Source organism: Streptacidiphilus rugosus AM-16 (genome assembly GCF_000744655.1).
GTDB lineage: Bacteria > Actinomycetota > Actinomycetes > Streptomycetales > Streptomycetaceae > Streptacidiphilus > Streptacidiphilus rugosus.
In genome coordinates this window covers 4,720,231-4,733,162 of the sequence record NZ_JQMJ01000004.1, presented here as the reverse complement: position 1 = coordinate 4,733,162, position 12,932 = coordinate 4,720,231, and the positions used below count along the sequence as shown (strand labels likewise).

At 74.9% G+C, this 12,932-nt stretch carries 11 protein-coding genes; 4 read left to right on the top strand and 7 right to left on the bottom strand.

Annotated elements, in window-relative coordinates; translation table 11 throughout:
* Nucleotides 1–14: 14 nt before the first annotated feature.
* Nucleotides 15–482: an Lrp/AsnC family transcriptional regulator gene (locus tag BS83_RS30615; protein ID WP_037606681.1), complete on the bottom strand. Its 468-nt coding sequence runs from the start codon at nt 480–482 to the stop codon at nt 15–17.
* Nucleotides 483–592: 110 nt separating this feature from the next.
* Here BS83_RS30615 and BS83_RS30610 point away from each other — a divergent pair, with 110 nt between their 5' ends.
* Nucleotides 593–1,513, top strand: a complete 921-nt coding sequence (locus tag BS83_RS30610; protein WP_037610178.1) for an SMP-30/gluconolactonase/LRE family protein — start codon at nt 593–595, stop codon at nt 1,511–1,513.
* Nucleotides 1,514–1,519: 6 nt separating this feature from the next.
* Here the strand turns inward: BS83_RS30610 and BS83_RS30605 are convergent, their stop codons facing one another.
* From BS83_RS30605 to BS83_RS30590, 4 genes are all read right to left on the bottom strand, one after another.
* Nucleotides 1,520–4,693, bottom strand: coding sequence for an AAA family ATPase (locus tag BS83_RS30605; protein ID WP_037606680.1), 3,174 nt, complete (start codon nt 4,691–4,693; stop codon nt 1,520–1,522).
* Nucleotides 4,693–5,874 carry an exonuclease SbcCD subunit D gene (locus BS83_RS30600; protein WP_037606679.1) on the bottom strand — a complete coding sequence of 394 codons (1,182 nt, stop codon included), beginning with the start codon at nt 5,872–5,874 and terminating at the stop codon, nt 4,693–4,695. Before BS83_RS30600 ends, BS83_RS30605 begins: the two co-directional genes overlap by 1 nt.
* Nucleotides 5,875–5,955: 81 nt before the next feature.
* Nucleotides 5,956–6,336: a hypothetical protein gene (locus BS83_RS30595; RefSeq protein WP_037606678.1), complete on the bottom strand. Its 381-nt coding sequence runs from the start codon at nt 6,334–6,336 to the stop codon at nt 5,956–5,958.
* 151 nt (nt 6,337–6,487) lie between these two features.
* Nucleotides 6,488–8,056 (bottom strand): MFS transporter, encoded by a 1,569-nt coding sequence (locus BS83_RS30590; protein ID WP_037606677.1) that lies wholly within the window; start codon nt 8,054–8,056, stop codon nt 6,488–6,490.
* 137 nt (nt 8,057–8,193) lie between these two features.
* Here BS83_RS30590 and BS83_RS30585 point away from each other — a divergent pair, with 137 nt between their 5' ends.
* Nucleotides 8,194–9,072, top strand: coding sequence for an SCO6745 family protein (locus BS83_RS30585; RefSeq protein ID WP_037606676.1), 879 nt, complete (start codon nt 8,194–8,196; stop codon nt 9,070–9,072).
* A gap of 449 nt (nt 9,073–9,521) precedes the next feature.
* Entirely contained in the window at nt 9,522–11,243 is a 1,722-nt protein-coding gene (locus tag BS83_RS30580; protein WP_037606675.1) for an enoyl-CoA hydratase-related protein, read from the top strand.
* A 40-nt stretch (nt 11,244–11,283) separates the two neighbouring features.
* Here the strand turns inward: BS83_RS30580 and BS83_RS30575 are convergent, their stop codons facing one another.
* Together BS83_RS30575 and BS83_RS30570 are read right to left on the bottom strand one after the other, a co-directional pair.
* On the bottom strand, nt 11,284–11,676 hold the full coding sequence (locus BS83_RS30575; RefSeq protein ID WP_037606674.1) for a nuclear transport factor 2 family protein: 393 nt from the start codon (nt 11,674–11,676) through the stop codon (nt 11,284–11,286).
* Nucleotides 11,677–11,753: 77 nt separating this feature from the next.
* Complete coding sequence (locus BS83_RS30570) at nt 11,754–12,503, bottom strand: MerR family transcriptional regulator (protein WP_037606673.1); 750 nt, start codon at nt 12,501–12,503, stop codon at nt 11,754–11,756.
* A 74-nt stretch (nt 12,504–12,577) separates the two neighbouring features.
* Between BS83_RS30570 and BS83_RS30565 the strand changes: the two genes are divergently transcribed.
* Nucleotides 12,578–12,871: a YiaA/YiaB family inner membrane protein gene (locus BS83_RS30565; protein ID WP_037606672.1), complete on the top strand. Its 294-nt coding sequence runs from the start codon at nt 12,578–12,580 to the stop codon at nt 12,869–12,871.
* Nucleotides 12,872–12,932 lie beyond the last annotated feature (61 nt).

The window sequence follows — 12,932 nt, the reverse complement described above, 5'->3', positions numbered from 1 at the left end:
GGCGTAATCCCCCCTCAGCGGGCGTCCGCGTCGGTCGGCGGCGCCGGGCGGGGCGGGCGGTCGAAGAAGGTCTCCAGCACGACGACGGTCGAGGTGCTGCTGACCCCGGCGATGGCGTGGATCTGCCGCAGCACGGCCTGCAGTTCCTCGGTGCGGGCGGTGCGGACCTTGAGCAGCAGTGAGGCCGGCCCGGCGACGACGTGCGCCTCCTCGACGGCGGGGAGCGCCAGCAGGGCCTCCTTGGTGGGCGGATCGCCCATCCAGGCGTGGGAGTCGACCAGGACGTGCGCCAGCACGCCGAGGCCGAGCGCGGCCGGGTCGACCTCGATCGTGGTGCGCCGGATCACGCCGCGTTCGCGCAGCTTGCGGACCCGCTCGTGGGCCGCGGGGGCGGACAGGCCGACGGCCTTGCCCAGGGCCGCGTAGGACTGCGTGGCGTCCTCGACGAGGAGCGCCAGCAGTCCGCGGTCGATGTCGTCCATAGGAGCCAGGACCTTTCGCTGTTCGACTGTTGCGCATGATCAGCATATCTGGTTCGGTGTCTGGTGAGATAGACAAGATGCTGTTCGGTCTCGCCTGGAGGTCCGCCGTCATGGAACCGCTCTACCCCCGGCCGTACGAGGTGCTCGACCCGCGCTTCCGCTTCGGAGGCGACATGAGGCTCGAACAGCTCCACGAGGGATCCCGCTGGGCCGAGGGCCCGGTCTACGTCCCAGCCGGGCGCTACCTGCTGTGGAGCGACATACCCAACGACCGGATCCTGCGCTGGGACGAGACCACCGGGGCCGTCGGCGTCTTCCGCTCCCCGGCGGGCCACCCCAACGGCCATGCCCTGGACGCCGACGGGCGGCTCGTCAGCTGCGAGCAGGGCGCGCGCCGGATCACCCGCACCGAGCACGACGGCTCGGTCACCGTGCTGGTCGAGCGCTACCGCGGTCGGCGGCTCAACAGCCCGAACGACCTGGTGATCGCCGACGACGGCGCGATCTGGTTCACCGACCCGACGTACGGGATCAAGAGCGACTACGAGGGCGTCCGCGCCGAGAGCGAGCTCGGTGAGCGCAACCTCTACCGGCTCGACCCGAGTTCGGGCGACTGCGAGGTGATGGCGGACGGCTTCACCCAGCCCACCGGCATCGGCTTCGCACCGGACGGCAGCCGGCTCTACGTCGCCGACTCCGCCGCCAACCACCTGCTCGTCTTCGACGTCAAGGACGACGGCTCGCTCGGCCCGCGTGAGGTCTTCGCCGCGGCGGACGGCGCGCCCGGCGTGCACTTCGACAGCCTCGACCTCGACACCGAGGGCAGGATCTGGCTCTCGGCGGGCGCGGGTGTGCGCTGCTACGACCCGGACGGCACGCTGCTGGGCCGGGTGCTGACCCCGGAGTCCACCTCGCACGTGACCTTCGGCGGCCCCAAGCGGGACCGCCTCTTCATCACCGCGTCGACCTCGCTCTACGCGATCCACCTGACGGTACGCGGCCGCTCGCGCCCCTACGACGGGCGGCGGTGACCCGGCTCAGTGGGTCTGGCTGAGTCTGGAGCCCGACCGGCCCTTGCGGACCTGGAGCTGGTTCGGGACCCGGTCGCGCAGCTCCGCGACATGGCTGACGATGCCGACGGCCCGGTCGCGTTCGCGGAGCGCGTCCAGCACCGTCATCACCTCCTCCAGCGCGTCCGCGTCGAGGGAGCCGAATCCCTCGTCGACGAAGAGGGTGTCCAGCGGCATGCCGCCGGCCTCGTCGGTCACCACGTCCGCCAGGCCCAGCGCGAGGGCCAGCGAGGCGAAGAAGCTCTCGCCGCCGGAGAGGGTCGCCGTGTCGCGGTACTGGCCCGTCCAGGCGTCGAGGACCTGCAGGCCGAGGCCGGAGCGGGCGTTGCCGCGGGCCCGGGCGTCGCTGTGCTCCAGGGTGTAGCGGCCGTGGGACATCGCCGCGAGCCGCAGTCCCGCCGAGGCGGCGACCTGCTCCAGCCGGGCCGCGAGCACGTAGTTCTCCAACGACATCCGCAGCTCGTTGCTGCGGCTGGTGCCCGCCACGAGCTGGGACAGCTCCGTCGCGGTGGCCAGCCGCTCCGCGAACGGACGGAGGCGGCGGACGTCCGCGGCAAGGCGTTCGCCGAGCCGGGCCAGGTCGGCGACCCGGCGCGAGGCGGAGTCGTGGGCCGAGTGCGCGGCCAGCCGCAGCCGTTCGGCGGCCGCCTCCGCGGCGTCGGCGGCGGAAGGGTCGACCGGCGGCAGCGCGGCCGCGGCGGCCAGCTCCGCGTCCTCGACCTGCGCGCGGGCACGGTCGCGGGCCAGGACGTACTGCTCCACCGCCTCGCGCAGGTGCCGCGCGTCGGCCGACGGCAGCGCGGCCGACACCGCGTCGGCCGGGTCCGTGAAGCCGGCCAGGGAGCACTCGCGCTCCGCGAGCGCGCGGGCCGTCGTCTCGGCCTCGTGGGCGCTCTGCTCCGCGAGGACGGCGTCCGCCGCGCGACCCAGCGCCGCGGCCCGCTCCGCCAGCACGGCGAGGCGCGCCGCCACCGAGACCGCTCCGGCGCGGGCCGCGGCGAGCCGGGTGTCCAGCGCCTCGCCCTCGGCGGCCAGACGCGTCAGCGCCTCCTCGCACGCGCCCGCCCGCATCCGCGCGTCGGCGGCGACGGCACTGCGCCGTTCGTGCTCGCGCTCCAGCTGGTCCAGCCGGCGGACGGCGGTGACGCCCGCCGCCTCGGCCTGCTCGGCCTCCGCGTGGGCGGTGCGCAGGCGTTCCGCCTCGTGGCGCAGCTCGGCCAGGGCCTGACTGCCCGCCAGGGCCGCCGCCGCGGCGTAGGCGCCGGCCAGCGGCTCCAGCTCCGCCTCCGCCGTCCTGGCCCGGCGGTCCGCCTCGCGACAGCGCGCCTCGGCGGCGCGTTCGGCGTCCGGCGTGACCTGGTCGGGGGCGGCCTGGGCGGGGCGCGGGTGCTCGGTCGCGCCGCAGACTGAGCAGGGCGCACCCTGCCGCAACCGGGCGGCGAGCTCGGCGGCCATCCCCTCGATCCGGCGCTGCTGCAGTTCCAGCAGGCTCTCCCTGGCCTCGGCCGCCCGGGTGCGCAGCGTCAGGTGCTCCTGGCGTGCGGCGTTGAGCCTGGCCTCGAGGGCGTCCCGGCGCTGTGCGGCGGCGCCGCGCTCCTCGGCGGCGCGCAGCCGCTCGGCGAGGGACTCCCGCTGCGCGGCCGCACCCCGCGCGGCCTCGGCGGCCTGCTGCGCCCGGCCCCGCAGCTCCGGCCCTTCGCGCTCCAGCCAGGCGGCGGCCTCGTCCCGCTCCTCCTCGGCGGCGGCCCGCTGCCGCTCCTGCTGGGCCTGCTCGCGCCGGACGGCGTCGAAGCGCTGTTCCGCGTCGAGCAGCGCCCGCAGCTCGCCGACCCGACCGAGCACCTCGCGCTCGGCGGCGCGGAGGTCGGCGGCACGGAGGTCGGCGGTGGGGAGGTCGGCAGCGGCCACCTGGCCGTGGTCGTCGCGGTGGTCGGGCAGGGCGGAGACGGCGCGTTCGGCCGCGATCCGCGCCCGGGCGTGGGCCTGCTGTGCCTCCGTCAGCTGCCGCAGCAGCGGCGCGACCGAGGCCGCGCGCTCCGCGCGGCCGAGCCTGCGCTCGCGCTCGCCGTGCTCGGGCAGCCGGGCGGAGAGCGCCGCGTCGGCGTCGACGGCGCGGCGGTGGCGCTGCTGCCGTTCGAAGACGGCCGCGACCGCGCGCGCCTGCTCGGCAGCCGCCGCGTGCCGCGCGTCGGCCAGCGCGACGCGGACCCCGGCGACCTCGCGGCGCAGCTCCGCGCGCTCCCGCAGCGTCGCGGCCCAGACGAGTGCCGACGCGCCGTCCTGCGGCGCGGCGGAAGCGGCAGCGTCGGCCCCCGCGTCGCTGCCTGCGGCGACGCCGACGCCGGAGGAGCCTGCCGGGGGCAGGGCCGGGCCGGCGGACACGCGTTCCGCGACGCCCGCACGGGCTTGGCCCGCGCGGAGCGCGCCGAGCGCCTCGGCGGCGCTGCGCGGCGCGCCGGGCCGCTCCTCGCCGGCCGCCTCGCGCAGGCGCTCGACCCAGGCGCCGATGTCGCCCTGGACCGCCTGGGCCTCCTTCTCGCAGCGCTGCCGATGCTCCGTCAGCCAGGACTCCACCTCGCCGAAGCGCCGGGTGTCGAAGAGCTGGCCCAGCAGCTCGCGCCGCTCCTGCGCTCCCGCCTGCAGGAAGCGCGCGAAATCGCCCTGAGGGAGCAGCACGACCTGGGTGAACTGGTCCCGGCTCATGCCGATCAGCTCGTGCAGCTCCGCGCCGATCTCCTGGTGCGAGCCGCTGCGCGCCCGCCACTCGCCGAGCTCCGGCGACCACTCGCTGAGCAGCGTCTGTGCCTTCTCCAGCGTGCTGCCCTCGCCGCGCCGCTTGGGGCGGCGCTGCTCGGGGCGGCGCACGACCAGCAGCCGGCGGCCGCCGAGGGTGAGCTCGAGCTCGACCTCGGTGAGCCGCTGCGCGTCCGCGTGGTCGCTGCGCAGACTGCGGGCGCGCCCGCGGCTGCCGGGCACCGAGCCGTACAGGGCGAAGCAGACCGCGTCCAGGACGCTCGTCTTGCCCGCGCCTGTCGGGCCGGAGAGAAGGAAGAGCCCGCCGGCCGCCAGGGCGTCGAAGTCGACGACCTCCTGACCGGCGAAGGGGCCGAACGCCGAGACCGTGAGCCGGTGCAGCCGCATCAGCCCTCGCCCCCGGCCGTCAGCGCCGCGCTCAGGGCAGCCGCCTCGACGGCGGCGACCAGCAGCGCGGACTCCGCCGTGGACGCGGCCGCGCCGCGCACATGGCGGACGAAGCCGAGGGCGACCGCGCCGTCGTCCTGCCCGCGGACGCGTTCCCCGTAGGAGGCCAGGCCGTCCTCCTCGCGGCCCTCCGGCTCGAAGGAGAGCTGGAGGGTGTGCGGGAAGCGGCGGCGCAGCTGCTCCATGGCCTGCGCCGGGCGGGCCGCGTCGGTCAGCGTGACCTGCACCCAGCAGTCCTCGGCCGCGTCGTGGGCGGGCGAGGAGAGCAGCTCGGCCAGCTCGCCGCGGAGCCTGACCAGGCGGCGCGGGACCGGGCAGTCGATCCTGGCGGCCGTCAGCTCGCCCGCCGGGCCGAGCTCGACCAGCCACATGGTCTTGCGGTGGTCCGCCTCGGAGAAGGAGTAGGCCAGCGGCGAGCCGCTGTAGCGGACCCGTTCGGCGATGGTCTGGCAGCCGTGCAGGTGGCCGAGGGCCGCGTAGTGGACCCCGTCGAAGACGGAGACGGGCACGCTGGGCACCCCGCCGACCGCGATGTCCCGCTCGCTGTCGCTGACCTCGCCGCCGACGACGAAGGCGTGCGCGAGCACGACGGCCCGTGGCCCGCCGTCCGCCGCTGCGGCGCGGCGCGCGGCGAGATCGGCCCGCACCGCGTCCATCGCGGCGCCCAGCACCGCCGCGTGGCTGACCTGCTCGGCGCCGACCCGGGCGCGGGTGAGCGAGGGCTCCAGGTAGGGCAGGCCGTAGCAGGCGACCTCGCCGTGCTCGTCCGACAGCAGCACCGGCACTGCGACCGCGTCGGGATCCGTGCGCAGGTGCACGCCGGCGCGGGCGATCAGCCCGGCGCCGATGCCCAGCCGCTGCGCGCTGTCGTGGTTGCCGCTGATCAGCACGACGGGGACGGCGAGCGCCGCCAGTTTGTGCAGCACCTCGTCGAACAGCTCGACCGCGCCCAGGCTCGGCACCGCTCGGTCGTAGACGTCTCCGGCCACGAGCACGGCGTCGACGCGCTCCTCCTCGACCGTCCGCACCAGGTGGTCGAGGAAGGCGCGCTGGGCAGGGAGCAGGTTCTCCCGGTGGAGGGACCTGCCCAGGTGCCAGTCCGAGGTGTGCAAAATGCGCATAGCCCCCGACAGTAACGCCTGCCACTGACAGCACTCGACCAGTCCGCGACCGCGGCCGGACCGGCGGGTGCCGCCGGTCGGTCACTTGTCGCGCAGGGCCTCCGCGAAACCGGCGGCGACGGCGTGCTGCAGTCGGGCCGAACGGGCGCGGGCGATCGGCCCGGAGAGGGGCTCCGGCGGGGGGAAGTAGAGGATGAGGTAGGCGTCCATGACGCCCAGCGTCCGGTCGAGGGCGTCGGGCTCGTCGGAATGGCATCGCACCAGCTCGGAGCCGACGGCGCGGGCCTGCCGCGGGTCGAACCTGTCCTGGTGCAGGGCGTCGCGGAGCTGCTCCGCGAGCGGCATGAGCAGCGCGGTGAGCTGATCGCGCGTCAGTTCGCGGCGCGTGGCGGGGTAGAGCGCACGGCTCCAGATCGTGGCGAAGCTCCCGATGGCTGTGGGGACCTCTGGGATTGCTGACACGGGGGAGAGGCTACTCATCGGATGATCGTTCAGTAAGGGGCGGACAAAGGAATGTCGTGACCACTTCACTGGGACGCAACCCGACGAAAGACGCCCGCCGGGCCTCCGGTGCGGTGCGGCGGAGGCCCGGCGGGCGGCGGAGCGGGCGGCGTCAGCTCGTGGTGAGCGCGTCGGCCTCGGTGGCGTCCGCCGAGGCGGGAGCCGTTTCGGGGGCCGCCTCCGCGTCGTTCGCGGCGGCCTTCGCGGTCGCCTCGCCCGAGGCGACGGGGGCGGCGGCGAGCGGCTTGTGGTGGCGACTCAGGCCGATCAGGGCGACCGGGACGGTGAGCAGCATCGCGGCCATGCCGATCACGAAGCTCATCGTGAACTGGCTCTGCTGCGGCAGCGGCGGCACGCCGGCGGGCAGTCCCTGGATCAGCTTGGAGGCGAGCAGCGAGGTCACCACGGCCGAGGCGATCGAGCTGCCGACGGACCGGGAGATGGAGTTGATGCCGTTGGCGATGCCGGTCTGCTGCAGCGGCACGCTGGCCGCGATCAGCGCCGGCATGGACGCGTAGCCGAAGGCGATCGCGGTGCCGGTGAGCAGTCCGGCCAGGATCACGCCGGCGCTGCTGCCGTGGGAGAAGGCCAGCCAGGCGAAGCCGGCCGAGCCGATGACCGCGCCGACCGCGAGCGTGCCGCGGGCGCTGATCCTGCGGACCAGGATGCCGCCGATCGGCGCCGCGATCAGCGCGATCAGCGAGCTGGGCAGCAGGTACTCGACCGAGGCGCGGAGCACCGAGGCGGTGAAGCCGTAGCCGGTCAGCTGGCGCGGCATCTGCACCAGGTAGGAGATGCCGATGAACTGGGCGAAGGAGGCGAAGCCGACGAAGAGTCCGGCCAGGTTGGTCATCGCGACCTGGCGGTGGGCGAACATCCGCATGTCGACCAGCGGGGCGGCGACCCTCAGCTCGACCAGGACCCAGACCACGGCCATGACGGCCGAACCGGCGAAGCAGCCGAGCGTCGCGGCCGAGGACCAGCCCCAGGTGTGGCCCTGCGAGATCGCCAGCAGCAGCAGGACCAGCACGCCGGCCAGGGTCAGCGCGCCGAGGAAGTCGATCCGGCCGCCCGCGGCGTGGCCCTTGTCCGGGACCAGGAAGACCGCGGCCAGCAGCGCCACCAGGGAGAGGCCGGTGGAGACCCAGAAGACCGAGTGGTAGTCGGGGGCGGAGCCCTGGGTCAGCAGGCCGGTGATCACCAGGGAGAGGCCGGAGCCGAAGGCGAGCGTGCTGCTGACCAGGGCCATCGCGCCGTGCAGCTTCTCGTGCGGAACCTGGTCGCGGATGATCGACAGGGCCAGCGGGAAGATCGCGGTGGCCGAGCCCTGCAGCACCCGGCCGATGATCAGCAGGGTCAGCGAGGTCGTCGTCGCAGCGAGCAGCGAGCCCGCGACCATCACCGCGAGGACGGCGACCAGGGTCTTCTTCTTGCCGTACTGGTCGCCGACGCGGCCGAGCAGCGGGGTGAAGACGGCGGCGGAGAGCAGCGTGGCGGTGGTCACCCAGCTGACGCCGGCGCTGCTGGCGTGCAGGTCGTGCGCGAGCAGCGACAGGATCGGGACGACCTGGGTCTGGGCCATGGAGACGACCATCGCCGCGAGGCCCAGGGCGAGGATCAGGGAACCGGTGCCACGCCGGGCGGTCGGCGCGGTGGCGCTCGCGGACAGGGAGGTGCTCATGGAGCTGGGTCCTTCGGGAGGGGAGGCGGTTCGGTGCGGTACTTCATGCCGTGGATACTTGAGTACCTGAACTATTCTGAGGGGAACTTTAGGCAAGAAAGGTTTAGGAAGTCAACTTCTTCGCCTAGGCTGTCGCCGTGACGACGACTCGACCGTTCGACCTGCGTGCCGCACGCGCCATGCGCGACGGCCTGGACCCCTACCACGCGCTGATCGTGTTCAGCCCGGCATCCGTCGGCGTCTTCGCCGGGGCCGGACTCGACCCCTGGGCCGCCTACTTCGCCGGCCGGTCCGCGCCGCTGGGCGCGGCGTCCGAGGGCCTGGTGGACGCGATCTTCTTCCACTTCGAGCCCGGCATGGTCGCCGCGCAGATGGCGAAGGTCCGCGCCGCGGCGGAGCCGGACAAGCTGCTCGCCCTCCGCCTGGAGGCCGCGGCCGCGGCCGCGCGCGACACCCTCGGCGAGGAGGTCATCGGCTCCGCCGAGATGGCCGAGGCCGCGGAGCTCGCGGTGACCGCGGCCGCCGCGTGCACCGCCGCCGGCCGCCCGCTGGGCGCCGCGAACGCGGCGCTGCCGCTCCCGGACGCCCCGCACCTGCGCCTGTGGCAGGCGGCGACCACGCTGCGCGAGTGGCGCGGCGACGGCCACAACGCCGCGCTGCTGGCCTCCGGCATGGACGCGGTCGAGGTCCTCGTCAACGCGGTGGCGGCCGGAGTGGAGCGCCGCGAGAGCATCCAGCCGCGCCGCGGCTGGAGCGACGCGGCCTGGGAGGCGGCGGAGCAGCGGCTCCACGCCCGGGGCCTGCTCACCGAGGACGGCGGCCTGACCCTGCGGGCGCGGGAGCTCCGCGAGGAGATCGAGGACCTCACCGACCGCCTCGCCCTGGCCCCCTGGCAGGCCCTCGGCCGCGACGGCACCCGCCGCCTGCACGAACTCGTCCTGCCGTGGAGCGCGGTGGTCTCCGACCGCTTCCTCGCCAAACTCCGCCTGCGCCCGGCGCCCTTCCCCGAGGCCTGACGAAGCACCGGCGCGGCGCCATGCGCCGCCCAGGGGCGTGGGGCTCTTCACGTGAGAAGCGAGGCACGTGCTCAGGGGTGCGGGGCTCTGCTGATATGCGGCTCCGCCGCGTGGCGCGAGAAACCACCCTGAGCGGATGGCCCTGTTCGTTGAGGACCATCCGCATGCCGGTGGCTTGTCGCGCAGTTCCCGGCGCCCCTGGGGTGGTGCGACCGGCCCTTCGCGGAGAAGGGGTCGCGCTCGCGCGCGTACGGCGGGAGTGAGGGGCGTCAAGGAGGGGCCGGGGGCGTGCGGGGGCGCGGGGTTGGGGGCGGGTGCCTTGAGGCAACCGGTCGCGGGGGGCGGCGCGGCGTGTCGACCAAGGGGCCAGGGTAGGGACGGCGGCATATGCAGGCCGCGCGCCGCGCAGCGCCAGCGTCGCGGCGCGCCGACCCCTCCCGGAGGGAGCCATGCGCATCCTCGTGCACGCCAGCGCCTTCAACAGCCTCACCCAGCGCGTCACCGTCGAGCTCGCCCACCAGGGCCACCTGACCGCCGTCAGCCTCGACCTGGGCGGCGGGCCGCGCGGGGACGCCGAGCTGCGCGAGGCGATACGCAGGCACCGGCCCGAACTGATCGTCGCACCGATGCTGACCACGGCCGTCCCCGAGGACGTCTGGTCGCGGCACGTCTGCCTGATCGTCCATCCGGGACCGCCCGGCGACCGGGGGCCCTCCTCCCTGGACTGGGCGCTGAGCGAGGGTCGCCGCAGCTGGGGGGTGACCGTGTTGCAGGCCGTGGCGGAGATGGACGCCGGGGACGTCTGGGCGGCCGAGGCCTTCGACATCCCCGAGCACGCCGCGGGCGGTGGCATCGCCAAGAGCGACCTGTACCGCAACGAGCTGGCCGACGCGGCGTCAGCCGCCGTGCTGCGCGCGGTCGAGCGCTATGCCTCCGGCGCGTACCGGCCGCGGCCCGCCCCGCCCGGGGTCGCCCGGCCCTGGTTCCGGCAGGACCGGCGGCAGATCGACTGGTCGGCGGAGGGCACCGACGCCGTCGCGCGCAAGCTGCGCACGGCCGACTCCAGTCCCGGCGTGCTCGACACGCTCGGCGGCAGGGAGTACTTCCTGTACGGCGGGCAGCCCGAGGACGAACTCCACGGGTCGCCCGGCGCGCTGCTGGCCACCAGGGACGGGGCCGTCTGCCGGGCGACGGTCGACGGGGCCGTCTGGCTGACCGCCGCCCGGCCGCGCCGCACACCCGGCGGGCCGCCGACCGCCAAGGCGCCGGCCGCCGGCGTGCTCGCCGCCGCGGGCCTGCTGCGCGGCGTGCCCGAGGTCGGCGTCCGGCTGCGACCGCACCACAAGCGGCAGACCTGGGCCACCGTCCGCTACGCGGAGCACGGGGGCGTCGGACTGCTGCGCTTCTCCTACCCCGGTGGGGCGATGAGCACGGGGGACTGCCGTCGGCTCCTCGCCGCCTACCGGTACGCACGCAACAGACCGACGAGGGTGCTGGTGCTCGGTGCGCACCGGGACGTCTTCTCCCACGGCATCCACCTCGGCGCGATCGAGGCCGCGCCCGATCCGGCCAGGGAGTCCTGGGCCAACATCAACGCGATGGACGATCTCGTCGAGGCCATCCTGACGACCGAGGACAAGCTCACCGTCGCCGCACTCGGCGGCAACGCCGCCGCCGGCGGGCTGATGCTGGCGCTCGCCGCGGACGAGGTCTGGGTCCGCTCCGGCGCGGTGCTCAACCCGCACTACCGGCTGATGGGCCTGCACGGCTCGGAGTACTGGACCTACACCCTCCCGCGCCGCGTCGGACCGGAGCAGGCGCTCCGGCTGACCACCGACGCGCTGCCGCTCGGGCCCGAGCGGGCCCTGGAGCTGGGGCTGGTCGACCGGGTGCTGCGGTGCACCCCGGAACGCGTGCCCGACCACGTCGCGGAGCTCGCCGAGGCCCTGGCGACCGATCCGCGCCTGCCGCGCCGCCTGGCCGCGAAGCGCGGCGCGCTCCGCCGCGCCGAGGGCCGGCGGCCGCTGGCCTGGTACCGCGCGGAGGAACTCGCGCTGATGCACCGGAACTTCTACGGCCCCGACGACGAGTACCACCGGCTCAGGCGCGCCTTCCTGCACAAGGTCAGCCCTGGAGCGACCCCGGAACGGCTGCGCCGCATCGTCGCCTGAGCGCGCCAGGGCCGTCGCGCGGGCGGGGCCGTCGGGGCGGCTACATCGCCTCGACGTAGCCCGCCCGCCACTCCGGGCGCGGATCGGAGCCGGGGGTGGTCCAGTACTCCCGCCCGGAGACGATCAGCCCCTCCCGCACCTCCCAGAAGGAGACCGCGCGGAACTCGCCCAACTCGCGGTGCGGGACCGCCACCTCGGAGACGACCTCGGCGCCCGTGGAGGCGACGATCCGCAGCACCCGGATCGACCACCCCTCCGGGTACTCGCTGTTGACGGCGACGAAGTTCTCCGCGCCGACGATGCGCTCGCCGCTGACCGGCCACTCCACGACCGCGTCCGGCGCGAGGAGCGCGGCCACGCCCGGCCAGTCGCGGGCCTCGATCCGCCGCCACAGGGCGGCCACGACCTCGGAAGGTTCCCTCGTGTGTTCCATGCCCCGAGCCTGGCACGCGCCACCGACAGGCCGGGTACCGGACAGGCGGCGGACCCGACGGGCCGCGCGCCGCGAGGTCAGCGGTTGTGCATCGCCGACGTGAGGCGCTTCAGTTCGCGCTGCACGCGGCGGTCCATCGCCAGGGAGAACTCCACGTCGACCACCGTCCGGGCCACCTCGCGGAGCCGGTCGAGCGCCTCGGCGAGGCGGGTGGGCTCGCCCGGGGTCAGCCGCTCCTCCAGGCCGGCGAGGAGCTGCTCGGCGATCAGGTCGACGAACTGGTCCGCCAGCGCGTCCGCACTGGCCCGCACGCCCCTGGCGGTGGCCAGCACCGCGGCGAGCGGCACGCCCTCGGCGACCAGGGCGGCCGAGGCGTCCAGCAGACGGCGGCTGACGTGGGTGAGCCCGTCCCCTTCCACCCGCAGGTAGCCGAGCTCCAGCGAGGCGTTCAGCGACTCTTCGTCGACCTCGCCGGGGAAGGCGGCGCGCAGTTCGTCGACGGTCACCGGGACCGGGGTCTCCTGCGACCAGGGCGCGGCGATCGCCGCCTCCAGACCGAGCAGTTCGGCGACGTCCTGGCCGGACTCCCAGGCCGCGAGCAGTTCCGCGATGCCCCCGAGGGTGTGGCCGCGCTCCAGCAGGTCCGCGATCACCCGCAGCCTCGCCAGGTGGCTCTCGCTGTACCAGGCGATCCTGCCCTCGCGGCGTGGCGGGGGCAGCAGCCGGCGTTCCCGGTAGAAGCGCAGGGTGCGCAGCGGGATGCCGGCCGCCTCGGCCAACTCCTCGGTGCGGTACTCGCGGGCTCGGGCCGGTCGACTGTCGTTCACGGGGTCGAGGGTAGCGAGCGGGAATGAGTATCCGTACTCATGACCGGGCTTCGGCCCGGGGTCATCCTGCAGTCATGGCCAACACACCGCCCGTCAGACAGGGGACCACCGGGGCGTACTACGCCCAGGCGGTCATCTCCTTCGCCCTCTCCGTCCTCGCGATGGCCGTCGGCATCGCGTACCTGCACACCGACGGCTGGATCCGCGCCTTCCTCGGGCTCGGGCTGCTCTACGTGGTCACCTCGGCTTTCACGCTGGCCAAGGTGATCCGCGACCGGCAGGACGAGACCCGCTACAGCAGCCGCGTCGACCAGGCCCGGCTGGACAAGCTGCTCGCCGAGCACGACCCGTTCCGCGTCGACGCCTGAGCGGCCGGGTCCAGGTTCGGGACCCTCTTGAACGGCTCACACCGGGACTCTGCACAATGTC